The sequence below is a fragment of the Clostridium tagluense genome (genome assembly GCF_003865095.1).
Taxonomy (GTDB): Bacteria; Bacillota; Clostridia; order Clostridiales; family Clostridiaceae; genus Clostridium_AD; species Clostridium_AD tagluense.
Genome location: NZ_BHYK01000015.1, coordinates 53909 through 79778, shown reverse-complemented (window position 1 = coordinate 79778; position 25870 = coordinate 53909). Strand labels below are relative to the sequence as shown.

Below are 25870 nucleotides of genomic sequence, written 5' to 3'. Positions count from 1 at the left end.
ATTAAGAATTAAGAATTTTAAAATATAAGGAATACGGGGTGATAAATAAATGGAAAATAGCATAAATGAAATACCAATGAAAAAAGAAAATAAAGGGGATATGAAGACCTTTCGACTTATGTGGGAGCTTATAAGATATAGACCGTGGCTTTATTTTGCTAATTGTTTAATATGGATTTTTATTCTTGTATCTCCAGTAATACCAGGACTTATAGCTAAGGAATTTTTTGACACTCTTAGTGGGAAAGCAACTCTTAATGTTGGCATTTGGGGGCTTATAGTCTTAATAGCAGTTACGGCAATTGTGACTATTATGGGGATATTTTGTGGAGCCAGAACTGATATTGTTCATAGATTTACTATGAGTGCACTTATTAGACGAAATTTGCTCCAATGTATTCTACAAAAACCAGGGTCAAATTCAATACCTTGTTCAGTAGGTGAGGCTGTTAACTGTTTTCGTGATGATGCTGAGCAAGCAGAGGATGCAATTAGTTGGACTTTAGATGTAATTGGAACAGCAGTTTTTGCTATAGTAGCAATAGTTATCTTATTAAGAATAAATGCTAGGATTACTATATTTGTATTTACGCCTTTAGTAGCAGTAGTAGCTATTGCACAGATTGCTAGTGAGCGTGTAGAAAAATATAGAAGGGCTTCTAGAGAAGCTACAGGAAAAGTTACAGGCGCTCTTGGAGAGATATTTGGGTCGGTACAAGCTATTCAAGTTTCAGGTTCAGAAGATTATATTATGAATCACCTAAATAAGCTTAATAAAGAGAGACATAAAATAGTACTTAGAGATAGTGTATTAAGTCAGCTTTTAGATTCAGTATTTACCAATACAGTGAGCATAGGTACAGGATTTATTTTGCTTTTAGTAGGGCAAAGTATGAAAGTGGGAAGCTTTACTGTAGGGGATTTTGCATTGTTTATATATTATTTAACATTTGTAGCTGATTTTACTCACTCCTTTGGAACCTTTATATCTGATTATCAGCAAACAGGTGTAGCTTTTAAACGTATGCATGAACTTTTACAGGGGGAACCACAAGAAACTTTAGTAAAGCATAATCCATTATATTTGAAGGGAAAACTTGAGAAGCCAAAGTTCAATTTAAATATAGAAGGGAAAAAATTAAAAAAATTAAAAGTAGAAGGATTAACTTATGTATACAAAAATTCAGGTGGAGGGATAAAAAATATTAATTTTATGTTGAAGGAAAAATCTTTTTCAGTAATTACAGGGCGTATAGGCTCAGGAAAAACCACGTTACTAAAGACTTTGCTGGGGCTACTTCCATCAGATAGTGGCTTAATATATTGGAATGGTGAAAGAGTAAAGGAACCTTCAGAATTTTTTGTGCCACCAATTAGTGCTTATACAGCGCAAGTACCAAATTTATTTAGTGACACCATGCGAAATAATATATTACTAGGGCTTCCAGAAAATCAAGTAGACTTAGATAGTGCCATAGCTTCAGGAATACTTAAGGATGATTTAGATACCTTAGAAAATGGACTTGATACAGTTATAGGTCCTAAAGGAGTTAAATTATCAGGAGGACAAATCCAAAGAGTAGCAGCTGCTCGTATGTTTGTAAGAAACCCAGAGCTATTAATTTTTGATGATATATCAAGTGCGCTTGATGTAGAAACGGAAATGAAACTTTGGAATAGAATTTTTGAGCAGCAAGATAAAACCTGTTTAGTAGTTTCAAACAGACGTTTTGCACTTCAAAAGGCAGATAATATTATAGTTATGAAAGATGGACATGTGCAAGCACAAGGAACTTTAGATGAGTTATTAGAAAACTGTGAGGAAATGAGGCAGATTTGGGCTTCATAGAAATAAAATCAAGTGAAGTCAAGTCATATGAAAAAGCACACCCACCTAGGGGTGTGTTTTTTTCAGAAATTTTATGATATACGTGCAATAACAGTCATAATTATGCCCATAGCCATAAAGCATATACCTACAACTTTTTGTAAAGTATTTTCATTGAATTTATTAGCATAGCGTGAACCTACTACACCACCAATAACTGAACCTACACTTATTATAACTCCTAAAGTGAAATCTATATTGCCTCTAGCCCATAACCAATAGTAGAGGAAAGAGCTGTTATGGCCATTATTAAGGTAGAAGTACCTATTGCTTTATGAAGAGGAAAAGATAATATCATTATTAAAGCTAAAAGGATCATAACGCCTCCACCAGCTCCGAATATTCCGCTTAATATTCCTATACCTAACCCAATAATTAAAGCAACTACTATTTTCTGCCACTCATGTTTAAAGTTAATAAATTTCTTTGGAGAATTTGATTCAGCTTTCTTATTTTTAAGGCCCTTACGTAACATAGCAAAACCTGCTAAAAGAAGCACAATACCAAAGCTTGAACTAAGTGTACTATCTCCCATGTTGCTTGCGAGCATTGCTCCAAGTTGAGCACCAAAAATAGAAGTTATAGCTATCCATATACCAGATTTTAGTTCGATATTTCCACTTTTATAATATGAGTAAGATACAGTTAAAGATGCTATTACATCTACGAAAAGGCTAGTACCAATATAAAACAATTGTTTTTAATTGTAAAGAAGTTTTCAAATTGCCATTGACAAAGGATACTTTTTAACCACAACGATTATAGATAAAAAGCCCTAATTATTCAAAAATGAATAATTAGGGCTTTAAGTGTACAGTAAAACTAAATAGATTTTGCCTTATGTTTAAAAATATTAAGTTTAATAGTAAAATATTTGTCTAAAAATTTATTTACGCCTTTGCTCATACAAAATTTATAAGCGGAAATAGTAATGTAGGACCATATTATAGCTATAACCCATCCACCAAGAACGTCTGTTGGATAGTGAACACCTAGATAAACCCTACTAATTCCTACAAGAATTAAATAAGTAAATATTAAACCACTTAATGTATAGGCAATTTTTTTATTCTTTATTCGTTTAAGTATAAAGTAAATAAGTACAAGACCAATAGCTGTAGAAATTGAAGAATGACCGCTAGGGAAACTGTAGCCATGAGCGTCAATTAATCTTATTTCCATGGGTCTATATCTTTTCACTGTGTTTTTAAGTATTAAATTGGTGAAACCAGTAATGCCTATATTGAATACGCAACATATAGCTTCTAATTTGTTATTCAAAAGATATAATATTATGAAAACCACAAAGGTTAGTAAAAGCTGAGGCGCGGGGTCAGAAGAGTTTGATATAGCAATAAAAAATTGAACCCATGCCCAATGCATAGAATTTATTAAATAATAAAGCATCTTAATTTAATCATCCTCTCGATATTACAAAAATATAAAACTCAAATTAATTCATAAATATCAATTTATTATATCAAAAGCTATAATTAAAAGATACATTTATAATATTTGTTAACAAAATTTTTAAATAAATATATTGAAAAACAATAAAAATACATTGAAAAACAATTCAATTGGTAGTAATATTGAAATTGAAAGAAATATTAGTACAGGAGGAATATTAAATGAAATATTATGGGAAAATGTCTTTAGCTTCATTATTAAAAATATCATTAGATATTATGATTATTATTGGAATAGTTGTTTATTTTACATTGTCAAAAGGAATATTAATGGAAAAGGTAGTAGAGATGTCATGGGGTAGATTTATTATCACATACATTTTATTTAGTCTAGGAGGAATTGCCGTTATACTAATCTTATTTAATCTTAGAAAAATAGTTAGCTCATTAATAAATGTAACACCTTTTATTAATGATAATGTACTTTGTTTGAAAAGGATATCTCTGTTAAGTTTTGTAATCTCAATTTGCTATGCTATAAATTTTGTTATAAATGGCCAATATAAAAACTTTAAAATTGCCTATGTTGACAATAGTGGAATACATACTGATATTGAATTCTTAATATTCTTTTTTGCTGGGTGTTTTATTCTAATTTTATCTCAGGTGTTTAAACAAGCTGTTGAAGCTAAAGAAGAAAATGAATTCACAATATAAGGATAAATAACGAGAATAAATGTTATTTATATCCCAAAATACTGGAGTACATAACAATTGATAATTGTTATGTAGCTAGTGAACTACTAGGAGGATGAATATGGCAATTGTCGTAAATTTAGATGTTATGATGGCAAAAAGGAAGGTATCTTTGCAAGAGTTATCAAGCAGAGTTGGAATCACAAATGCAAATTTATCTATATTAAAGACTTCTAAAGCAAAGGCCATTAGATTTAGTACTTTAGAAGCTATTTGTAGAGAACTGCATTGCCAACCAGGAGATATACTTGAATATAGTGAAGATGATTAAAATTATGAAATCTAGTGTATTTAAATATGTAATAGTAGGAGGAATTTAGAAAATGGAGAGTAAGTATGTTCAAGCTATTATTGTAAAAGATAATATGGTTCTTATGGCATATGGTCATAAAGAAAATAGCGAACCTATTAATTTTTTTGTAAGAGGAGAAATAAATGATGGGGAGACTCCGAGTGATGCAATTGCTCGCGCGATCACAGAGCAAATTAATATGCATTATAAAGTTATTTTTAAATTTAAAAAAGAGTTATCTTCAGACATAGAAACTTACTTAATTAATATAGAAAGTGTAAAGGATAAATTTGATATTTCAACAAAAGAAATTAAAAAGTATATAGGGAATTTTTATATGGAGGGTCTTCGATGGACTTCTTTATCTGAAAAAGAAAAATTTCATAGAAATAATATAAATTATTTAAGACTTTTAGTAGAAGAATGTATAGATCAAGATTACAGTGAAAATTGGTTAAAGGCAGTCCAAAGTTTAGTTTTTTCTTTTCCAAATTACAAGTATGACAATATAAGGTTATTAGAAAAAAAACGTATGAAAGAAACAAAAAACATAGATGCTCAAATTGGCATGAATGAAAAAATTTATATTATTGGTGTTGCTCTTATTTTGGCAATAATTTATGAAAGGTTCTTTATAGGTAAACAATCTGGTATTTCTATTCCTATTTTCTATCTTATGTTTATGGGGTTTTTCTTATGGAGTGCTCGGGAAAAGGTTTATGTTAAAAAAAGCATTGGATATATTATGATTATTCCGACAGTATTAATAGCATTAAATTATTCTATTCATTCTAATGTTATTTTAAACTCTTTTAATGGGATAATGATATTGCTACTCACGCTAGTAAGCACGGTATTAATTAGATATGAGAACATAAAATGGGATAGTTCGAATTTAATAAGAAAAGTATTTAAGAGAGGTATTAAATCTATTTCAGAGAATTTTTATAAGCCTTTTATATTTATAAAAGGGAATATAACTTCGAGAAATAAAAAAGAAATAAGCTCTACAAAGAAAAATATTTTAAAAGGAGTAATTATTTCTATACCCTTATTAATTGTTATTTTAGTGTTATTAACATCAGCAGATATGGTATTCAAAAACTATATAACAAATTTTTCTATTGGATTTGAAGACATAAGCCTGGGAAAAATAACAGGGCATTTCTTGGTTATTATAATAGCTTTTATAATTATATTTTCATATATATGGAGCTTTAAATATGCATTTGATGAAGGTGAAAGTAACAAGAAGGATATACAATGGGAGCCAGTTACTATTTTAACAATTATTTTCATGATAAATTTAGTATATCTTTCATTTTCAATAGTTCAGTTTTCCTATCTTTATGGTGGAGGTAATAACTTTACTGCTGGTGGATTTACTTACTCAGAATATGCAAGGAAAGGTTTTTTTGAGCTTGTGGCTGTTACAATAATTAATTTTACTATATTACTTAGCAGCATGAAATTTATTAAAAAGGATAATAAGAGGATAAATAGTATATCCAATGTATTTTTAAGCATACTTGTAGCATTTACTTTTAACATGCTATTTTCAGCTCATTATAAGATGTCACTATACGAACAAACCTATGGATTTACTTATTTAAGGATTTTTGTTCATATATTTATGTTTATGCTATTTATGCTATTTGTGGTGTCATTAATAGGGATTTGGAACAGGAAAATATCACTTAACAAGATTTTGATAATAATTGTTTTGAGTATGTATGTATTAGTAAACTACATTAATGTGGATAAAATAATTGCAAGTAAGAATATAGATATATATTATAAAACACAGAAAATTGATGTGCAATATTTAAGGAATTTATCCTATGATGCTATTCCAGAGATATTAAAGTTAAAAGAGGATTCTAACATGGATATTGCAAAGCAAATTAATAGTTATTTAGAGGATTTGAAGAAAGATTTATCACAAGAAAATTCATGGTACGAGTTTAACTATTCTAAATATAGGGCTAAAAAGATAATAGATCAAAATTAACCAAATACCTGTGGAATTTCTGATTTTAAGTGTAATTCAGTTATGTCTTTGTGGATATGTTTTTGTTGGTTATAGAAAAAATATAATGAGGGCTAACATATAACATAGAAATAAAGAAATCCTAGCATACAAGTATATCTATTTGTATGCTAGGATTTTAGGCAAAAGAGAAAGTAAGGAGGTATAAGCGTGGAGAAAAACACTAGATTTGAAATAATAACTAAAGATAGATTAGGAATAACTGTAATGATATTAGAGAAAATTTATAAGGCAGCAATAAACCTCCTTTCTGTGGAAGTTTTTCCTAAAAAAATTTGTGTTAAGATGCAAAATATGGATGACGTAGAGAAGGAAGCGCTAAAAAAACAGATTTCTGCAATAGAAGACGTTGTTATGGTTAATGAAATGGATTTACTTAATTATGAGGAAAATGAAAGAAAGCTTTTAGCTATTTTGGATTCAGTAGATGAAGGAATAATGGTTGTAAATAAAAAATTTGAAATAGACATCTTCAATAATTATTGCGAAAAAGTCTTTCATTGTAAAAAAGAAGAAGCTATAGGTATGGATATTAGAAAATTAATAGGTGGAGATGCGCCAGCTGTAGAACTCATAAATAGTGGGATAAAGTATGATAATGTAGAAGTTAATGTTAAAACAGAAAGAGGAGAGGTACACTACCTAACCACAGGTAGACCAATTGTAGATGATAATAATATTACAGTTGGTGCAGTTGCATCTATTAAAGATATTCATAAAGCTATAGAGATTGCAAATGTTATTGCTGGAACTACAGAAGGTGCATTTAAGGAAATCGTAGGAAATAGTAGTAAGATTGAGACCGTCAAAAAAATAGTTGAAACTGTAGCTAAGAGTGATTCTACTATACTCTTTAGAGGAGAGAGTGGTACTGGAAAAGAGTTATTTGCAAAGGCCACTCAAAGTTTAAGTAGTAGGAAAAATAATGCTTTTGTAACTATAAGTTGTGCGGCTCTTCCAGATAATTTAATTGAAAGTGAACTATTTGGGTATGAAAAGGGAAGCTTTACAGGTGCCATGAATAGCGGAAAAGAAGGCCTTTTTAAAGAAGCAGATGGTGGAACCTTGTTTTTAGATGAAATAGGCGAATTGTCTATAGTGCTGCAGGCAAAGCTTTTAAGGGTTCTTCAAGAAGGCGTTATTAGAAAGATCGGTAGTACAAAAGAAGAAAATATAAATGTGAGAATTATTGCGGCTACTAATAGAAACTTAGAAGAGATGATCCAGCAGAAAAAATTTAGAGAAGATTTATATTATAGATTAAATGTTATTCCAATAACTATTCCACCACTTAGAGATAGACTTTCGGATATATCATCCTTAGTTACTCTGTTTATAAGCAAATTCAATAAAAAATTAAACAAAGAAATAAAGGGCACAGAGCTATCCTTTATAAATAAATTACTGGCATATAATTGGCCAGGAAACATACGTGAATTACAAAATGTAATTGAAAGGGCTATGAATTTGTGTGATGGGAAATATATATCTTTAGGAAATCTTATTATGGACATAGGGGTAGGGAGTAAGATGGAAAATAAAATTGATTTGGAGGTGCATAAAGCGTTAAAACTTAAAGAACTTGTGGAAAGTTGTGAAAAACAGGCAATAGTAATTGCTCTTTCAAAAAACAAAAGTCTTAGAAAAACAGCAAAGGAATTAGGGGTTTCACACACTACTATTATTAATAAAATTAAAAAATACAGAATATATGAAGAATAAATCAAAGGTGTAAAGAATAATTTCCAAGTGGAAAGAAAGCTTTACACTTTTATGACCTTAATGGTTATAAAAAATTCCACTGCATTAAATAAAAATTAATCTAGGGCTATTATAATATCAATTTAATTTTGATTTTCCCAATATAAATATTAGAATTCATATAAAAAACTGTAGTTAAACGGCATAGGCATATGAAATAAATAAAAAGCTATTTATTTCATATGCCTAAAGGATTTTATAATGTTAATTTTAAAAAGCTTTTACTAAAAGGTGGCATCATAATTGCTAATATATGTATAAAGAAAAAATTATACTAGGGGGAATTGTGATGGATAGAGAACATTTACGAAATAGTGGATTTGCGACTATTGCTATACATGGTGGAAATAAAGAAGATCAGTACGGATCACTAGCTACTCCAATACATCAAACAGCTACTTTTGTTTTTGATTCAGCTGAGCAAGGTGGAAGAAGATTTGCGGGAGAAGAAGATGGATATGTTTATACAAGACTAGGAAATCCTACTAATACAGTACTCGAAGAAAAATTGGCAATGCTTGAAGGTGGAGAAGCATGTATGTCCATGGGATCAGGCATAGGAGCTATATCTTCAGTTATGTGGACAGCATTAAAGGCTGGAGACCATGTGATTTCAGCACAAACTCTTTATGGCTGTACTCATGCATTTTTGGCTCATGGTATTTCTAGATATGGTGTTGAAGTTACTTTTGTTGATGTTTCAAACTTAGAAAATGTTAGAAATGCTATGAAAGAAAACACAAAAGTTATTTACTTAGAAACACCTGCAAATCCAACATTGCTTATAACAGATATTGAAGCAATAGCAAAGATTGCTCATGCTAAGGGAGATTGTATGGTTGTAGTGGACAATACATTTAGTACTCCATACACACAAAGGCCTCTAGAACTCGGTGCAGACGTTGTAGTACATTCAGGAACAAAATTTCTTAATGGACATGGCGATGTAATTTCTGGTTTTGCTGTTGGATCTAAAGAATTTATTGATCAGGTTAGATTATTTGGTGTTAAAGATATGACAGGAGCTTCATTAAGTCCTTTTAATGCATTCTTGATTATAAGAGGAATGAAAACACTAGAAATAAGAATGGAAAAACACTGCAAAAATGCAATGGCTGTAGCTGAATTTTTAGAAGCTCATCCATTAGTTGAAAAAGTATATTACCCAGGACTTAAAAGTTTTCCACAATATGAACTTGCAAAAAAACAAATGAGTCTTTCTGGTGGAATTATTGCTTTTGAAATTAAGGGCGGAATTGCAGAAGGTAAAAAATTCTTAAATTCTACTGAGCTTTGCAGTATAGCTGTTAGTTTAGGAGATGCTGAAACACTAATTGAACATCCTGCTTCCATGACTCATTCACCATATTCACAAGAAGAAAGATTAGAAGCTGGTATAACGGATGGTTTAGTAAGACTAGCAGTAGGGCTTGAAAATGTTGAAGATATTATTGCTGATTTAGACCAGGCTCTTAAATTAATGGTTAAATAGTAACTACTATAATAACTAAAAAAGGTTATCTATATGTTAGCATATAGATAACCTTTTTTACTTGCTTTTTATAATAATAAATTATTTTTAGGCAAGATTTAAAAACTGCTTAATTCTTGGATGTTTAGGATTTGAGAATAATAAATCAGGAGTGGAGGTCTCTAGTATTTCTCCGTTTTCCATAAAAATAATTCTATCTGAAATTTCCCTTGCAAATTCCATTTCATGGGTAACTACTACTAGTGATATTTTTTCAAGGGCAAGATTTCTAATTACTTTTAAAACCTCGCTGGTGAGTTTAGGATCCAATGCAGAAGTTGGTTCATCAAAAAGAATTAACTCAGGACTCATTGCAAGAGCCCTAGCAATAGCAATTCTCTGCTTTTGACCACCTGAAAGAGTACAAGGATAAGAATTTATTTTATCCAATAAATCTACTTTTGTTAGTAGTTTTTTTGCTATGTTTATAGCATCTTTTTTATCTATATTATTTACTATAATGGGAGCTTCAATAATATTCTCTAAAACTGTTTTATGAGGAAATAAATTGAAGTTTTGAAAAACCATGCCTATTTTTTTATGTGCATCAATTGCTTTAATATTAATAATTTTCTTTTTAGCCGCGGCTATTGTTATGTCATTAAATTCAATTAGGCCACTATCCATCTGCTCAAGCCCACTTATACATCTAAGAAGAGTGCTTTTCCCCGAGCCAGAAGGACCAATAATGGAGATTACTTCACCCTTTTTTAAACTTAGTGATACATTCTTTAAAACTTCATTTTCATCAAAACTTTTATTTATTTTACTTAGCGTAAGTAAATTCATAGTAGCACCCTCCTTAATTTAACAGGTTATTCTTATTGAGTCAGTTATTGTCTATTCGTAAACTGAATATTTTTTTTCTAATTTTTTAAAAGCCATGACAATAAGTGAAGTAAAGATTAAATATATTATTGCGGCAATAAAAAAAGGAGCGATTGTAAAATCTCTAGTCACAATTTCTCTAGCAGCTCTTAGTAAATCTTGTAATCCTATAGCAGCTACTAAAGCCGTATCTTTTATTAAAGTAATTCCCTCATTACAGGTGGGAGGAATTATTCGTTTAAAGGCTTGCGGCAGTATTATTTTTGACATAGTTTGTCTATAATTCATACCTAATACTTTGGCTGCCTCGTATTGTCCTTTATCAATAGATTGAATGCCAGATCTGAATATTTCAGTAAAGTAAGCACCATAATTTAAAGAAAAGGTAAGAGCAGCTGCAGTAAAAGGAGAAAACTTAATGCCAATAATGGGTAGCCCAAAATATGTGAAGAAAAGTTGAAGAAGTAAGGGTGTTCCTCTAAAAAACCAAGTATAGAGGTCCACAATCCTACCAAGTATTTTTAAATTTGAGACTTTAATTAGTGCGCCTATTATTCCAAGAGGCAAACAAAAGATTATGGTTGCAAAATACAATTCAATTGTAAAGAGGCTCCCTTTTAAAATATAAGTTGTAATGTCTATAAAATTAGCCAAATATAACACCCACTTCCGAAAAATTCATACTTATTATTTATTTATTTATAATATCTTTCCCAAACCATTTTTGGGATATACTATTTGCAGTTCCATCACTTTTAATTTCGCCTATTAGTTTATCTATTTCGGAAGTAAGCTTTGCATCAGCTTTTCTCATGCCTACGCCATAATCCTCTACACCTAAATTTTCATTAAGAACTTTATAATCACCTGGTTTTAGATTAGTGTAGTATCGACCAACTACTTCATCTACTATAACAGCATCAATACGATCAGCATTTAAATCCAGTAGAGCTTCTGTATTGTTTGAGTACTTCTTCACCTCTTTTAATGAACTAGAAAGCTGGGAATTTGAACTTAGAGCAGTTTCACTACTGCTACCCATTTGAAGACCCACAATTTTATCCTTTAAATCAACCTTACTCGAAACCTTTGATTTGTTTTTTACAATAATTATTTGTTTGTTTTGAAGGTATACTTTAGAAAAAGCAATTTGCTGTTTTCGCTTGTCTGTTATGGTTAATCCATTCCATATAGCATCAATGTCTTTATTATTTAGACTTAATATAATACCATCCCATTCAACAGGCTTAAAGGTTACTTTTACGCCCATTCGCTTGCCTACTTCTTTTGCCATATCAATGTCAAAGCCTACAATTTCACCACTCTTGTCTCTAAAGCCCATTGGTGGGAAATTATCATCAAGACCAATTATTAGTTCTTTCTTTTGTTTTATATCACTTAATGAGTTATCTGCGGAAGGTGTACTTCCACAAGCCGTTAAAATAGCAGTGGAAAGTATTGCTACCATTAAAAATTTCAATTTATTTTTCATTTTCAACACTCCTTTATTTATCTTGTGTACAAGCTATTTATCTTGTGTACAAGCTATTTATCTTTTGTACAAGTTATAAATCCTATAAATATCATTTTACTTTAACACGTTAGCTTTGTAAAGTAAAAAAGCGAAAATAAATATAATAGTAGTATAAATCTCTCTCCCAGTGGAAAATATAAATGTTTCTTTATTTTTATTATAGATTTATTCACTTGACAGTAAAATCACAAAGTGCTATTCTTAAGTTGAAAATTGAATAGATCCTTCAGGGTAGGTGAGATTCCTAACCGGCGGTATAGCCCGCGAGCCGAAAGGTAGATCTGGTTGAATTCCAGAGCCGACAGTAAAGTCTGGATGAGAGAAGGAGAGTAATGATAGATATAAGAGAGTTTTATTTATTAACTATGAAAATAGTTGTGAAGATGCTTTTGTATTTTGATATTAAATATATTAAGCTTATTAAGCCCTGAAAACATTGTTTTCAGGGCTTTTATTAATTTGGGCATATTAAAACAAATAACAAGCCATTAATTTATATGATTTTATTTCTTGAAAATTATGCATACTAAGAAAAGAGATACCCAGCAAAAATTGCACTACAATTATAGAATTAGGGGTGGTATATTGGACAATTATTATATGAATAGAGCACTTGAATTATCTAAAAGAGCAGTTGGTTTTGTAAATCCCAACCCACTAGTGGGTGCTATTATTGTAAAAGACAATAAAATAATCGGTGGAGGATATCATGAATATTTTGGCGGAGCACATGCAGAAGTAAATGCTTTTAAAAATTCAAAGGAAGACGTAGAAGGTGCAACAATGTACGTAACTTTGGAGCCTTGTTCTCATTATGGTAAAACACCACCTTGTGCTGATGCTATAGTGAAAAACAAAATATCTAAAGTGGTAATTGGAATGATAGACCCAAATCCACTGGTGGCAGGCAAAGGTATAGAAATCCTTAGAAGTAGCGGTATAGAAGTGACTACTGGCATAATGGAAAAAGAAATAATGAAAACAAATGAAATTTTTATAAAGTACATAAGTTCGAAACAACCCTTTTGTATAATGAAAACTGCTATGACTCTAGATGGAAAAATAGCCACGTCTAGTGGGGATTCAAAGTGGATAAGTAATGAAAAGTCTAGAGCCTATGTGCATGAATTAAGGCAAATGGTATCTGGAATTATGGTGGGGATTGGAACAATCCTTACGGATGACCCAGAGCTTACTACAAGAAGAGATGGTTTGCTTAGCCTAAACCCCACAAGAATAGTTATAGACAGTAAGGCAAGAATACCATTAGAGGCAAAGGTATTACAATGTGATGAAAAAACAAAAACCATTATAGTTACAACAGAATTTGCGAATAAGGGTAAAATCGAAGCTATAAAACAAAAGGGCGCAGAGGTTATTGTAACTCCTAGTAAAAATAATTTGGTAGATTTGAAGTATTTAATGATAGTGCTAGGTGAAATGGGAATAGATAGTATTCTACTCGAAGGTGGAAGTACTTTAAATTATTCTGCAATGGAGGAAGGCATCGTGGATAAAGTTATAACGTTTATTTCTCCCAAAATATTTGGAGGGACTTCTGGTAAAACATCAGTAGGTGGCAAGGGCGTAGAACAGGTGAAAGATTCTATTATGCTTTGTGATGCCGAAGTAACTAGATTTGATGAGGACATTATGATTGAGGCTTATGTAGTGAAAGTTTAAAGTTATTATAAAGGATGTGAATAGATGTTTACAGGTTTGATTGAGGAAATTGGTGAGATACTATCCATAGGAAAAGGTGCCAGGTCTGCAAGAATAACCATAAAAGCCACAAAAATTTTAGAAGGCACAAATATTGGAGATAGCATTAATACCAATGGAGTGTGTCTTACTGTAACAGAATTTAATAAAAGTAGCTTTAGTGTAGATGTTATGGCTGAAACTATTAGAAGTAGTAATTTAGGGAAATTAAAACCGGGCTCCCTTGTTAATTTAGAAAGAGCACTTAGAGCTAGTGATAGACTAGGGGGTCATATAGTAAGTGGACATATCGATGGAATAGGAACTATTCTAGATATTTATAAAGAAGACAATGCCACTTGGGTGGCTATAGAAACTACAGCGTATATATTAAAGTATATTGTACATAAAGGTTCAATAGCCATAGACGGAATTAGTTTAACTGTTGCATATGTGGACGCCCAAAAATTCAAAGTATCAATTATACCTCATACAAAAGGTGAAACTACTTTATTAAACAACAAGATAGGTGATGTGGTTAATCTTGAAAGTGATATTATGTCAAAGTATATTGAAAAACTATTGAAATATGGTGAAGCTCCAAAAGAAAAGAAAGCTATTAGTAGGGATTTTCTTATAGAGCATGGATTTTAATAAATCGTTTCACAGTATAAAGTAATAATAAAAATTAAGGGGTGTAAAGATGTTTAAATTTAATACTATTGAAGAAGCACTAGAAGATGTTAAAAATGGAAAAATGATTGTGGTAGTAGATGACGAAGATAGGGAAAATGAAGGAGATATAATAATAGCTGCACAAAAAGCTACTAAGGAAAATATAAATTTTATGGCTACTTATGCCCGTGGACTTATATGCATGCCTACAACTAAAGAAAGATTAGATAAATTAAATATAAAGCAGATGGTGACAAACAATACTGATGTTCATGGAACAGCGTTTACAGTCTCTATTGATGCCATCGATACTACTACAGGAATATCAGCAGCAGAAAGAGCAACCACTATATTAAAAGTGATAGATCCTCAGGCTTCTTCAAAGGATTTTAATAGACCGGGTCACGTATTTCCACTAGCTGCAAGAGAGGGTGGAGTGTTAAAAAGGGCTGGACATACAGAAGCTGCAGTTGATATGGCAAGGCTTTCAGGATTATATCCTGCAGGGGTAATTTGCGAAATTATGAATGAAGATGGATCCATGGCTAGGGTCCCTGAACTTATGGAATATGTTAAAGTGCATGATTTAAAAATAATTACTATAGTAGATTTAATTGCATATAGAAGAAAAACTGAATGTCTGGTAGAAATGGTTACAGAAGCTGAAATGCCAACTAGGTATGGAGAATTTAAAATCTATGGATTTGTTAATAAGATAAATGGAGAACATCATGTAGCATTAGTCAAAGGAAAAATAGACAGTAGTAAGCCTGTTCTTGTCAGGGTGCATTCTGAGTGCCTTACTGGAGATGCATTGGGGTCTATGAGATGTGATTGTGGGCAGCAATATGATGCAGCCATGAAAGCGATATCAAAAGAAGAGTGTGGAATTTTGGTTTACATGAGGCAGGAAGGTCGAGGAATAGGATTAATTAATAAGCTAAAGGCTTATAATCTTCAAGATAAAGGCATGGACACAGCGGAAGCAAATGTAGCTTTAGGATTTCCGGTAGATATGAGAGATTATGGTATAGGGGCTCAGATATTAGAACTGCTGGGAGCTAAAAAGATTAGAATGATGACTAACAATCCTAAAAAAATAACAGGTATTTCAGGTTATGGTATTGATATAGTTGAAAGAGTAGCTATAGAGATGAATCATAATGAAAGAAATAAGTTTTATTTAGAAACTAAAAAGAAAAAAATGGGCCATTTACTTAAATTAAAATAAATATATTAAAAGCTAAAATATCATAAATTAATAGGAGGAATTAACATGAAAACATATGAAGGTAAATTAATAGCAGAGGGTTTAAAATTCGGAATTATAGTAGCTAGATTTAATGAGTTTATAGGTGGTAAATTATTATCAGGAGCACTAGATGGTCTAAAACGTCACGGTGTGGAAGAAGATAACATTGAAATTGCATGGGTGCCAGGGGCATTTGAGATACCATTAGTTGCAAAGAAGATGGCAAAATCTGGCAAGTATGATGGGGTAATATGTTTAGGAGCAGTTATTAGAGGGGCTACATCTCATTATGAATATGTATCTGGTGAGGTTACTAAAGGAATTGCATCTGTATCCTTAGAAACAGGAGTTCCAGTTATTTTCGGGGTGCTTACTACTGAGAATATTGAGCAAGCAATTGAAAGAGCAGGGACTAAAGCTGGTAACAAGGGCTATGATGCTGCAGTATCTGCAATAGAAATGGCAAATCTATTAAAAGAAATTTAGTATTTGTAATTTTAAAAATGAAATAAATATTGGAGAGTTTAATGTGGGTAACTATATTAAATTCTCCTTTTTTTATAAATTAGAAAGTACCTTCCTTAATATATAAGATATGTAATTAATGTAAAATAGACATAACGTATATTACACAATTTGCTAGTTTCTTATTGACCTTTATACCTTATAAATTTATAATTTAACTATATACATATTTAAATTTCACGTTATAAGATAAAAAGCGAATTTATAATAGATTTTAATTATTAGAAAAGAGGGAGACAATTGGAAAATAAAATAAAATAAATTTGTATTTATTAACGGGTTTCTTGGGTTCAGGTAAGACAACATTACTAACAAATATACTTAATAATTTATCAGAGGAAAAAGTCGGAGTGATAATGAATGAATTTGGAAAAATAGGTATAGATAGACAAATTATCAAAAAAGAAGGCGTGGAGTTAATTGAAATTAACAAAGGGTCTATATTTTGTTCTTGCCTGAAATTATCTTTTGCTCATGCTATGGTTGAAATGTCAAAAGGTTCATTAAAATATTTATTTGTAGAAAGTTCTGGACTTGCAGATCCATCTAATATTGGGGATGTATTAAGTGGGGTAGAGGTTGCAGTGGGCAACGTTTATGAGTATAAAGGAGCCATATGCCTTGTGGATGCTCTGCACTTTCTAGATCAAATAGAAGATTTGGAAACAGTAGAAAGACAGCTTAAACACTGTCACTTGGTTGTAATTAATAAAATAGATTTAGTTAACGAAAAAACACTTTCCCAAATTAAAAATAAAATTATAGATATTAATTCTAAAGTGGAAATTAAGGAATGTAGCTTTGGTGAACTTAGATATGATTTCTTAAGCCATGATTTAATGAAAAATCAATGGACCGAAGATGAAGAAACTACTAATACTCCTGAAAGCAAACCTAAAAGTTTAAATTTAACTTTTAATGGACAAGTAACTAAAGAAGAGCTAACTGAATTTCTAAACAGTGTTTCAGAAAGTAGCTATAGAATTAAAGGGTTTTTCAAATTAGAGGATGGATGGAATCAAGTAGATGTAGTTAATAGAAAAATTGATTATAAATTATTGACCTTAGGAGAATCAGAATCCAAATTAGTTTTCATATCAAAGATAGGACCTAATATTATAAAACCAATTATAGATAATTGGAAGACAATTACAGGGCAAGAAATGAAGCTTAGATAATTGATAATATGCAGATATGTTTATGATATAATATTTTTAGTATTAGTATTAGTATTAGTATTAGTTAGGTAGCATAGGGGGTATTAGTAATGGGCGATAGTATTTTTACTATTATATTTGTTATGATGGGAGCTTCCGCTGTTGTTTCTGGCTTAAATTTTGAGAAGAAGCAAGGTAAAAATTATAGCGGCGAAAACAAAGCGGAATATATAAAACTAAACAAGTTTATTTTAATTTTAATGGGAGGGTTAATCCTAATTGGAACCTTTCTAGCACAAGGTATGCCAGCATTAAAAGCCATTATAACAAATATAACCATTGGGAGTTTATTTATAATATGGATTGGATATTCACTTATATCAAAAAAAAGATTTTCAAAGAAGAACAAGTAAAGCAAATATTAAATTATGATCATAATAAATCTCTTAACATTAGAGAGCACCTTTCAAAACAAAATATGTTATGATAATTCTAATTAAAAAACTACTATATAATATTATTATAGTAGTTTTTTAGAAAAAACAAAGATATTATATGTCTATGTGTTCTGGGCGCAGCTTATATACCACATCTTTTCTTTCAATCATTATATTTATTTTTTCTTTTAATTCATCATCGTTTAAAATCATTAGTAGCAGTTCTTTAGTAGGGTTTATTGCTGTGGGGTTACTAATTGACTTTAACATAGTGTAGTCCCCAGAAGTATCTCCATAAGCATAACTTTGCTGCAAATCAATATCATATTTAGAAACGAAAGTTTCTATGGCAGTTTGTTTACTAGCACTATCCCACATAGGAATAATTTTACCAGTGTAAACATCATTTTCATTTAATATATACTTTGTTCCTATATAATCATCAAAACCGTATTTTATAGACATTTCACGTACAAGTTCAATGGGGCTACCTGATATAGTAATAATTAAATGACCCTGATCTTTATGCCATTTAATTCTATCACGAGTATAGGTATATACTCTATCTCCCTTTTGCTTTATAATTTGGCTAGCAATAAACTCAATTTGAGTCCTGTGAAGGCCAATTATGGCTTCACTGTAAATATCAGCCATCTTAAGTAGGTAATTATCATAATTTCCTATTCTCTTGTCCCATTTAACATAAAATGGTTTTACCTCTTTGTACCATTTATCATTTTCTATTAGTTCGCTTTTTATTAATTTTTTAAATACCTCTGTTATTAAACCTTCCCTATAGAGAGTACCGTCAATATCAAAGAAAGCAGCTATTCTTTTTTCCAAAGGGGTCACCTCCAATACTAGTATAATTTTGTTTCTGTAATTGTTTAATTATAAAAAGGTATAAGGACTTAATCAGGAAATATTATTCTTTTTTCCGTGATTATGAAATCTAAAGGCACATCATAAGTACCAGTGGGGATTTTACTAATTACTTGATAGTCAAAGGCTATACCTATAGTAGGAGTATTTTTTACTCTTTTAGGTAAAAATCTATCGTAATAACCTGCACCAAAGCCTATCCTATTTCCATGCTTATCAAATACTACGCCAGGAACTATTATTAAATCTATATCGCAAGTATTAGCTTTTTTTAATATATCATGTTTGGGTTCCATAATACCAAAAGAAGATTTAGTAAGATCATTTGTAAGATTATTTATTTCAAAAGGTATAATTTCTCGTGTTTCTTTTATACAATAAGGTACAATTACTTTTTTACCGTTATCTAAACACCACTTAGCAAGAGCATATGTATCAACTTCATTATTAAAACTTAAGTATAACATGATATTTTTGCAATTTAAAAATTCAGGTAATTTTATAATTGTGTCCATAATTATATGGCTAAAAGCACTTACAGTCTCTGTTTTCATGCTTTTTCTTTCTTTAAGCATATTTTTCCTTAAATTATCTTTAAGATTATTTTCCATAGAGATCCCTCCCAGAAATTATTACATCAGTACAAACAAAGAAAGCTATTGTGGTAAAAGTATTTATATACTACAAAATTTTAATTAGTATAACATATGTTTCTCATATATGCAATTTGTAGAACTTGGTAAAAATATGATTTTACTCAGAAAATAATTCTTAATAACATTAAAGCTATTTAAAATATCATATGAAAAAGAGTGATAAATGGGACTGATTAATTCTAAATCCTATATATCCTATGATAAATGCAGAGGGTTTGATAGTAGGTTAGGCTTAGGTTTATGTCATGTCACATTAATCTTTTATTGTGAATTAACTATTTTTTTATTAGATTATGCTAACAAAAGTATATATTGCGCAGAATGCATTCGAACAAGCCTTAGTAATTCACAATTTATTTTATTTGCAGGTGCGTAAAGAAAAATGCATGTCTGAGCGATAGCGAGTTTGCACTTTTTAGTAGCTGTAAATAAAATAAATTTTAGAATTACTTAGCGACGTGAGAGCATTCCAGCAATATATACTTTTTGTTATAGCATAATCCAAGAAAAAAGCGTTAACTTCGGATTTATTCGTAAATTAAATATTTTTGTCTCTCTTTCTTAAATTGTTCCAAATCCGCTTTATAGGTCGCTTCTATTTGCTGAGGCGTGTATCCTTTTTCTAAATACATCCCAATCTTATCTGTGCCCATGATTTTATCAAACATTACAATGGTTTCATTACTTTTAGGTACTTTGAAATTATTTAATGAGTGTGCACGTGCAAGAGTGTATATGCCTGTTTTAGCTGGGTTAAACATGCGATAATCAGTTATCAAAAGTTTTACACCTCCAGAACTGCCTCTACTTTTAGCAATAAATTTTACTCCAGGTAGTTTATCGTCATTTAATAGCTTTGCGTACTTATCTGAGTTTATACCGGGACCACCTACCCATTTAAAGGAATCGTCTTGAAAAATAGAGGTTTCGGATCCAAGACTAGTAGCAGAATAACCAAACACTGAAGCAATATCTGGAATGTATGGGGAACTTTGAACCCATTTTAATTTTGTATCTTCAAAAATCATATCTCTGCTATAGCCTTCCATAGGTATAACAGTAAGATTAGCACTAATTTTACGATTGAAAAAATTAGCTAACTCTCCAGCTGTCATGCCATGGCATATGGGCAAATTATCTACGCCAACAAAGGTTTTATATTTATCCTCAAGCACTGGGCCATCAACAATTTTACCACCTAATGGATTAGGCCTATCTAAAACAATAATTGGTTTATTATACTCTGCAGCAGCTAGCATACAATAGTTTAATGTTGACATATAAGTATAAGACCGGGAGCCAATATCTTGAATATCAAAAATAAGTACATCTATGTTTGATAGCATTTCTTTAGTAGGCTTTCTAGTATCTCCATAAAGACTATAAACAGGAATATTTAAGCTTTGATGAATATAAGATTTTACATCGTCACCAGCCTTAGCTTTACCATCAATACCGTGCTCTGGTCCATATAAAGCTGTAAGTTTTGCGCCTTTATAATTAGCTAGTAGCGTTATCATATTTTCACCTGAACTGTTTACTCCAGTCTGATTTGTAATAAATCCTATTTTTTTGCCCTCTATAAGTTCACTATGATTTGTGAATAATAATTCATCTCCAAGTTTAAAACTAGGGATGGTAAAAGGCATTGCAACAGCCGATGATAATTTATTGCCGTTTAATGCTTGTACACCATTTTCTATATTTAAAAAGTAGGTTTCATTTAAATTATAACTCTTTTTAAGTGGAGATATTTTTACAGATTTCAAATTTTCGGCTAAAGCTAGCGCTGTATCTAGCTTATTACCTTTTGAATCAGAAACCCAAATGTTTTCATCCGTGATAGTTTTTTTATCAAGGGTGGTGTTAAATTTTATAGTCCACATTTTATTTGAATCAGTATTTTGTTTTGAAGATAAGAAAATATACTTTTCAGTGGAAAAAGTTGTACTTGTGAAAGCCATGAAAATACAGGAAAATAGTAAAAATACAAATATTTTAAAATTGCGTTTCAATATGAAACCCCCCTTATATGCTTATAAATAACAATTATACAATTAATAAATATTTATGGAATATTACTTTAAATTGATTATATTATATTTTTATAATTTAGTATATAAAAAGGGAATCTATCAAAGATAAAATTCATGTATTTTTTTAATTGCTAAATATAAAAAGCACTATGGAAACTTATTGAATTTGAATAAGTTTCCATAGTGCTTATTTTTGCAGTAATATCACAGTACTCAGTTTTTGGCTGTTAATATCTTATATTATTTATCATATAAATGGCATGCAACAAAATGTTCTGGTTCTATCTCTACCATCTTAGGTCTATTTTCGCGACAAATATCCATAGCTTTATTACACCTATCAACAAACTTACATCCATTAGGGGGGTTTATAGGACTAGGAACATCACCTTCAAGGACTATTCTTTGTCTAGTTTTTTCAATAATTGGATCAGGTAGTGGAATTGATGAAAGTAACGCCTCCGTATAAGGATGAAGTGGTTTTTTGTATAATTCATCACTTTTAGCAATCTCTGACATGGAACCAAGATACATTACTGCAACTCTGTCTGAAATATATTTAACCATTGAAAGATCATGTGCGATAAACAAGAAGGTTAAACCATATTTTGTTTGTAATTCCTGAAGTAAATTTACTACTTGAGCTTGAACAGAAACATCTAACGCTGATATAGGTTCATCGCATACTATAAAATCAGGATCTACTGCAAGCGCACGAGCTATTCCTATTCTCTGTCTCTGCCCACCACTAAATTCATGTGGAAATCTATTTGCATGTTCCCGATTAAGTCCAACCAATTCTAAAAGGTCGTCAATTCTTTTCTTTCGCTCGTCTCCATGGCTAAGATTATGAATATCAATACCTTCTGCAACAATATTGGATACAAGCATTCTAGGATTTAAAGAAGCATATGGATCTTGAAAAATCATTTGTGCTCTTCTATTAAATTCCTTTAAGTTTTTTCCTTTCAGGCTATGAACAGATTTACCTTCAAACTCAATAGTACCTGCTGTAGGGTTATAAATTCTTAAAATAGTTCGCCCACAGGTAGATTTTCCACAACCTGATTCGCCTACGAGACCTAGTGTTTCACCCTTATAAATATCAAAACTTATATCATCAACAGCTTTTAAATATTGATTTTTTTCCACAAGAAAATATTTTTTTAAATTTTTTACGCTAAGAAGTATTTCTTTTTTATCTTTTTCAACCATTTTAATTTCCACCTCTCTTTTCAGTAGGTTTCTTTGCTGTTATAAAAAGACTAGGTGAATTTACTTTTGGAGCATCCGGATGATTTAACCAACAGGCAGCTCCATGTCCTTTACTAATAATAAAATGAGGAGGCATCTTTTCCCTGCAAATTTTCATTGAATATTCACATCTATCTGCAAATGGGCATCCAGAGGGAGGCGCAAATAAATCTGGCGGTGTACCCTCTATTGATGATAATCTATTTTGGCTTTTGACAATATCAACTCTTGGTACTGAACTTAAAAGTCCCCAAGTATATGGATGTTTTGGATTATAATATAACTCATTAGTACTTGCATACTCTACGATTTTTCCACCATACATAACTACCACTCTTTGTGAAATATTAGCGACTACACCCAAATCATGAGTAATCATTATAATAGAAGTGTTTATCTTTTTCTGCAAATCCTTCATTAATTCTAATATTTGTGCTTGAATTGTTACATCCAGAGCAGTTGTAGGCTCATCAGCGATAAGAAGCTTAGGATTACACACTAGTGCAATTGCAATCATAGCACGTTGACGCATTCCGCCAGAAAACTGATGTGGATATTCGCTAATACGCTGCTCTGCATTTGGTATTTGAACTAACTTTAACATATTAAGAGCTACTTTATGGGCTTGTTTATTTGTAAGAGTACTATTATGTGTCCTTAAACCTTCTGATATCTGATTTCCAATTGTCATTGTAGGATTAAGAGAAGTCATTGGGTCTTGAAATATCATACCAATCTCTTTACCTCTAATTTCTCTCATTTCTTTTTCAGACTTAGCAATTATATCTTCACCATTAAAAATAATTTTTCCGCTTTTAAAACGTGCAGGCGGCTCTGGGTTAAGTCTCATTATAGATTTAGCAGTTACAGATTTCCCACAACCAGATTCTCCAACAATAGCTAAAGTCTCACCTTCAAATAATTCAAAGGAAACACCACGAACTGCTTGAATTTCACCTGCATACGTATCAAAAGAAACATACAAATTTTCCACTTCTAATATCTTTTTTTCCAAGTTATTAACCTCCTATTTCCTAAGTTTAGGGTCAAGTGCATCCCGTAGTCCATCACCAAGCATATTGAATGAAAGCATAATTAAACATAAAACAATTGATGGTATTATAAGTAAATGTGGGTATTGATAAAAAATCTTTGCTCCATCATTAACTAGAACTCCGAGAGACGCATATGGCGCTGGTACGCCTAAACCTATGAAACTTAAAAATGCCTCTGCAAAAATCATCCTTGGAATCATCATAGTCATGTTAACTATAATTGGCCCCATACAATTTGGAATCAAATGTTTGAAAATAACTCTTTTTGAATCTGCACCTAGAATTTGTGATGCAATCACATATTCGCTGTGTTTTAATCTTAAAACTTCTCCACGAACCAATATTGCAGTTCCCATCCAGCTTGTAAATGCAAGAACAAGGGTAATGGTTACAACTCCTCTGGGAAATACAATAGATAATAACATGATATATAACATATCTGGAATAACCATGATAATTTCAATGATTCTCATCATTATAGTATCAGCTCTTCCGCCAATGTATCCAGATATACCTCCATAAACAACACCAAATAAAATTGTAAACAACACTGATATTACTGCAATCAGGAGAGAAACTCTTGAGCCTTCCCATAACCTAGTAAATAGATCTCTACCAAGGTCATCAGTTCCAAGCCAATATTTACTGTTGAAGTTTTTTTCGCCTTTTGTTGTTACAGTTATATTGTTATGACTTTTTTTAAAAGAGATTCCTCTAAAATCTGGGTCTTGTTTTAAAATATTTTCTGCTTCAATATTTAATTTCTTTATAATTGAATCCCAATTATCGGATGAAGTTGTTGTTATCTCCAGTTTATATTCCTTTTGATCCCCTTGATAGGATTCCTCAGATTTATCACCAATGTAAAAGCTTAGCTTTCCAGATTGGTTTTTCAATTTAACATTTTTAAATTCCAATTTTGTTTTTCTAAGGTTAGGTTTATATTTTCCATAGGAAAATACAGAATTAGAAGATAGCTTTAAACTCCGCTGATTTGAAAGAATAAAGGTTTGGTCTTGCAACTTTAAATTTTGAGATCTATAAGTATGTCCATAAAGTGATTTTGAAATCATTGGGCCAACTATTGCCATAATAATCAATATAACTAAAATCCAAAAGGATATTATAGATGGCTTGCTCTTTTTTAATCTCCTAAAGGCATCCTGTAAATATGACATACTTGGGCGTTTTATACTCTGAGCAGCTTCTAGGTTCTTACCAACATGATTAAATTGCTCCTTTTCAATTTTATCCATTTAGTTATTCGCCCCCTTTACTTGATACTTTAAGTCTTGGATCAACTAAGCCATATGCTATATCAACTAAAAGAATAGATACTATTATAAGCACTGCATAGAATAGTGTTATACCCATAGTCATAGAATAATCCTGGTCTGTGATCGTGGATACAAAATATCCCCCAAGCCCTGAAACAGCAAAAACATTTTCAATAACAATGGAGCCTGTTATAATAGCAGCAAAAGATGGTCCAAGTACTGATATAACTGGCATTACGGCATTGCGAATTACATGGTTCCATACAATTTTAGAAGTGGCGAGTCCTTTAGATTTTCCAGTTAGTATATAATCTTGACCCAGTACTTCAAGGGTAGTTGAACGCATTAATCTAGCCACAAATGCCAGAGTACCAAGGCCTAAAGTAAAGGATGGTAAAAGCATAGAAAGTTCACTGCTAGTTACGGTAACTGGCAACCACCCTAAATTAACGCCAAAATAGTATGCGAGCAGTGGCCCCATAACAATACTTGGAACAGATACTCCTACAATAGAAATAAAAATTATAATATAATCTTGCGTTTTCTGATGTTTTAAGGCTGCTATTATACCCAAAAGGATTCCGAAAATAGATGAGTATGCCATGGCCCTCCATCCTAAAGCAAAGGATTTAGGAAAACTACTTTTAATTACTTGAGATACTGGACGATTAACGTATTTATAAGAAAGTCCAAGGTCCCCATGAACTAAGTTATTCATATATTTTAAATATTGCTGGGAAACCGGTAGATCCAATCCATATTTTTGTAACAAAGCTTGTCTTAATTCAGGTTTCATTTTTTCATTATGGAAGGGATCTCCTGGTAGAGCTTTCATTAATGCAAAAGTTATAGTTGCTATGCATAAAATTGTGATTATTGCGTAAAAGATTCTTTTCAAAATGTATTTAACCATT

Annotated in this window: 23 protein-coding genes, 1 pseudogene and 1 riboswitch; of the genes and pseudogenes, 12 read left to right on the top strand and 12 right to left on the bottom strand. The window is 31.1% G+C overall.

Annotated elements, in window-relative coordinates; genetic code table 11:
• Positions 1–49: 49 nt before the first annotated feature.
• Entirely contained in the window at positions 50–1849 is a 1800-nt protein-coding gene (locus Ctaglu_RS14005) for an ABC transporter ATP-binding protein (RefSeq protein WP_233439788.1), read from the top strand.
• A 71-nt stretch (positions 1850–1920) separates the two neighbouring features.
• Here the strand turns inward: Ctaglu_RS14005 and Ctaglu_RS13995 are convergent.
• Together Ctaglu_RS13995 and Ctaglu_RS13990 are read right to left on the bottom strand one after the other, a co-directional pair.
• A pseudogene (locus Ctaglu_RS13995) lies at positions 1921–2582 on the bottom strand (sulfite exporter TauE/SafE family protein).
• 128 nt (positions 2583–2710) lie between these two features.
• Entirely contained in the window at positions 2711–3295 is a 585-nt protein-coding gene (locus Ctaglu_RS13990; RefSeq protein ID WP_125002713.1) for a phosphatase PAP2 family protein, read from the bottom strand.
• Positions 3296–3519: 224 nt separating this feature from the next.
• Here Ctaglu_RS13990 and Ctaglu_RS13985 point away from each other — a divergent pair, with 224 nt between their 5' ends.
• The 5 genes from Ctaglu_RS13985 to megL all read left to right on the top strand — a co-directional run bounded on the left by Ctaglu_RS13985 (position 3520) and on the right by megL (position 9648).
• On the top strand, positions 3520–4014 hold the full coding sequence (locus Ctaglu_RS13985) for a DUF2975 domain-containing protein (RefSeq protein ID WP_125002711.1): 495 nt from the start codon (positions 3520–3522) through the stop codon (positions 4012–4014).
• A gap of 100 nt (positions 4015–4114) precedes the next feature.
• The gene (locus tag Ctaglu_RS13980; RefSeq protein ID WP_125002709.1) at positions 4115–4324 is read left to right on the top strand and encodes a helix-turn-helix domain-containing protein; all 210 of its coding nucleotides are present in this window, start codon (positions 4115–4117) and stop codon (positions 4322–4324) included.
• Between the two features lie 52 nt (positions 4325–4376).
• The gene (locus Ctaglu_RS13975; protein WP_125002707.1) at positions 4377–6356 is read left to right on the top strand and encodes a DUF4153 domain-containing protein; all 1980 of its coding nucleotides are present in this window, start codon (positions 4377–4379) and stop codon (positions 6354–6356) included.
• A gap of 189 nt (positions 6357–6545) precedes the next feature.
• Complete coding sequence (locus Ctaglu_RS13970) at positions 6546–8117, top strand: sigma 54-interacting transcriptional regulator (protein WP_125002705.1); 1572 nt, start codon at positions 6546–6548, stop codon at positions 8115–8117.
• Between the two features lie 328 nt (positions 8118–8445).
• Positions 8446–9648, top strand: a complete 1203-nt coding sequence (megL, locus tag Ctaglu_RS13965; RefSeq protein WP_125002703.1) for a methionine gamma-lyase — start codon at positions 8446–8448, stop codon at positions 9646–9648.
• 87 nt (positions 9649–9735) lie between these two features.
• Here megL and Ctaglu_RS13960 read toward each other — a convergent pair whose 3' ends face one another.
• The 3 genes from Ctaglu_RS13960 to Ctaglu_RS13950 are packed head-to-tail and all read right to left on the bottom strand — an operon-like array spanning position 9736 to position 12007.
• Entirely contained in the window at positions 9736–10476 is a 741-nt protein-coding gene (locus Ctaglu_RS13960; RefSeq protein ID WP_125002701.1) for an amino acid ABC transporter ATP-binding protein, read from the bottom strand.
• 51 nt (positions 10477–10527) lie between these two features.
• Positions 10528–11169 carry an amino acid ABC transporter permease gene (locus tag Ctaglu_RS13955; RefSeq protein ID WP_125002699.1) on the bottom strand — a complete coding sequence of 214 codons (642 nt, stop codon included), beginning with the start codon at positions 11167–11169 and terminating at the stop codon, positions 10528–10530.
• 37 nt (positions 11170–11206) lie between these two features.
• A complete protein-coding gene (locus tag Ctaglu_RS13950) occupies positions 11207–12007 on the bottom strand; it encodes an amino acid ABC transporter substrate-binding protein (protein WP_125002697.1) in 801 nt (266 codons plus the stop codon).
• A gap of 260 nt (positions 12008–12267) precedes the next feature.
• Positions 12268–12380: riboswitch (FMN riboswitch) on the top strand.
• Between the two features lie 254 nt (positions 12381–12634).
• Here Ctaglu_RS13950 and ribD point away from each other — a divergent pair.
• The 6 genes from ribD (at position 12635) to Ctaglu_RS13920 (ending at position 17772) form a co-directional block, all read left to right on the top strand.
• Complete coding sequence (gene ribD, locus Ctaglu_RS13945) at positions 12635–13732, top strand: bifunctional diaminohydroxyphosphoribosylaminopyrimidine deaminase/5-amino-6-(5-phosphoribosylamino)uracil reductase RibD (protein ID WP_125002695.1); 1098 nt, start codon at positions 12635–12637, stop codon at positions 13730–13732.
• A 24-nt stretch (positions 13733–13756) separates the two neighbouring features.
• Positions 13757–14404, top strand: coding sequence for a riboflavin synthase (ribE, locus tag Ctaglu_RS13940; RefSeq protein WP_125002693.1), 648 nt, complete (start codon positions 13757–13759; stop codon positions 14402–14404).
• Between the two features lie 49 nt (positions 14405–14453).
• Positions 14454–15656: a bifunctional 3,4-dihydroxy-2-butanone-4-phosphate synthase/GTP cyclohydrolase II gene (locus tag Ctaglu_RS13935; RefSeq protein WP_125002692.1), complete on the top strand. Its 1203-nt coding sequence runs from the start codon at positions 14454–14456 to the stop codon at positions 15654–15656.
• 45 nt (positions 15657–15701) lie between these two features.
• A complete protein-coding gene (ribH, locus tag Ctaglu_RS13930; protein ID WP_125002690.1) occupies positions 15702–16163 on the top strand; it encodes a 6,7-dimethyl-8-ribityllumazine synthase in 462 nt (153 codons plus the stop codon).
• 302 nt (positions 16164–16465) lie between these two features.
• Positions 16466–17380 (top strand): CobW family GTP-binding protein, encoded by a 915-nt coding sequence (locus Ctaglu_RS13925; protein ID WP_373861680.1) that lies wholly within the window; start codon positions 16466–16468, stop codon positions 17378–17380.
• An 89-nt stretch (positions 17381–17469) separates the two neighbouring features.
• Positions 17470–17772, top strand: a complete 303-nt coding sequence (locus tag Ctaglu_RS13920; protein ID WP_125002686.1) for a hypothetical protein — start codon at positions 17470–17472, stop codon at positions 17770–17772.
• Positions 17773–17910: 138 nt separating this feature from the next.
• On the opposite strand, the gene Ctaglu_RS13915 is transcribed toward Ctaglu_RS13920, so the two are convergent.
• The 7 genes from Ctaglu_RS13915 to Ctaglu_RS13885 form a co-directional block, all read right to left on the bottom strand.
• Positions 17911–18639: an HAD-IB family hydrolase gene (locus Ctaglu_RS13915; protein ID WP_125002684.1), complete on the bottom strand. Its 729-nt coding sequence runs from the start codon at positions 18637–18639 to the stop codon at positions 17911–17913.
• 68 nt (positions 18640–18707) lie between these two features.
• The gene (locus Ctaglu_RS13910) at positions 18708–19289 is read right to left on the bottom strand and encodes a 5-formyltetrahydrofolate cyclo-ligase (protein ID WP_125002682.1); all 582 of its coding nucleotides are present in this window, start codon (positions 19287–19289) and stop codon (positions 18708–18710) included.
• A gap of 572 nt (positions 19290–19861) precedes the next feature.
• On the bottom strand, positions 19862–21349 hold the full coding sequence (locus Ctaglu_RS13905) for an exo-beta-N-acetylmuramidase NamZ domain-containing protein (RefSeq protein ID WP_185732717.1): 1488 nt from the start codon (positions 21347–21349) through the stop codon (positions 19862–19864).
• 261 nt (positions 21350–21610) lie between these two features.
• On the bottom strand, positions 21611–22585 hold the full coding sequence (locus tag Ctaglu_RS13900) for an ABC transporter ATP-binding protein (protein ID WP_125002680.1): 975 nt from the start codon (positions 22583–22585) through the stop codon (positions 21611–21613).
• Between the two features lies 1 nt (position 22586).
• Positions 22587–23639: an ABC transporter ATP-binding protein gene (locus Ctaglu_RS13895; RefSeq protein WP_125002678.1), complete on the bottom strand. Its 1053-nt coding sequence runs from the start codon at positions 23637–23639 to the stop codon at positions 22587–22589.
• Positions 23640–23651: 12 nt separating this feature from the next.
• Complete coding sequence (locus Ctaglu_RS13890; protein WP_125002676.1) at positions 23652–24935, bottom strand: ABC transporter permease; 1284 nt, start codon at positions 24933–24935, stop codon at positions 23652–23654.
• A gap of 4 nt (positions 24936–24939) precedes the next feature.
• Positions 24940–25869, bottom strand: a complete 930-nt coding sequence (locus Ctaglu_RS13885) for an ABC transporter permease (RefSeq protein ID WP_125002674.1) — start codon at positions 25867–25869, stop codon at positions 24940–24942.
• Position 25870: the final 1 nt, after the last annotated feature.

Coding starts and splice junctions, on each gene's coding strand:
- Ctaglu_RS14005 (WP_233439788.1), top strand. CDS start 50: ATGGAAAATAGCATAAATGAAATACCAATGAAAAAAGAAAATAAAGGG.
- Ctaglu_RS13990 (WP_125002713.1), bottom strand. CDS start 3,295: ATGCTTTATTATTTAATAAATTCTATGCATTGGGCATGGGTTCAATTT.
- Ctaglu_RS13985 (WP_125002711.1), top strand. CDS start 3,520: ATGAAATATTATGGGAAAATGTCTTTAGCTTCATTATTAAAAATATCA.
- Ctaglu_RS13980 (WP_125002709.1), top strand. CDS start 4,115: ATGGCAATTGTCGTAAATTTAGATGTTATGATGGCAAAAAGGAAGGTA.
- Ctaglu_RS13975 (WP_125002707.1), top strand. CDS start 4,377: ATGGAGAGTAAGTATGTTCAAGCTATTATTGTAAAAGATAATATGGTT.
- megL (WP_125002703.1), top strand. CDS start 8,446: ATGGATAGAGAACATTTACGAAATAGTGGATTTGCGACTATTGCTATA.
- Ctaglu_RS13960 (WP_125002701.1), bottom strand. CDS start 10,476: ATGAATTTACTTACGCTAAGTAAAATAAATAAAAGTTTTGATGAAAAT.
- Ctaglu_RS13950 (WP_125002697.1), bottom strand. CDS start 12,007: ATGAAAAATAAATTGAAATTTTTAATGGTAGCAATACTTTCCACTGCT.
- ribE (WP_125002693.1), top strand. CDS start 13,757: ATGTTTACAGGTTTGATTGAGGAAATTGGTGAGATACTATCCATAGGA.
- Ctaglu_RS13935 (WP_125002692.1), top strand. CDS start 14,454: ATGTTTAAATTTAATACTATTGAAGAAGCACTAGAAGATGTTAAAAAT.
- ribH (WP_125002690.1), top strand. CDS start 15,702: ATGAAAACATATGAAGGTAAATTAATAGCAGAGGGTTTAAAATTCGGA.
- Ctaglu_RS13920 (WP_125002686.1), top strand. CDS start 17,470: ATGGGCGATAGTATTTTTACTATTATATTTGTTATGATGGGAGCTTCC.
- Ctaglu_RS13910 (WP_125002682.1), bottom strand. CDS start 19,289: ATGGAAAATAATCTTAAAGATAATTTAAGGAAAAATATGCTTAAAGAA.
- Ctaglu_RS13900 (WP_125002680.1), bottom strand. CDS start 22,585: ATGGTTGAAAAAGATAAAAAAGAAATACTTCTTAGCGTAAAAAATTTA.
- Ctaglu_RS13890 (WP_125002676.1), bottom strand. CDS start 24,935: ATGGATAAAATTGAAAAGGAGCAATTTAATCATGTTGGTAAGAACCTA.
- Ctaglu_RS13885 (WP_125002674.1), bottom strand. CDS start 25,869: ATGGTTAAATACATTTTGAAAAGAATCTTTTACGCAATAATCACAATT.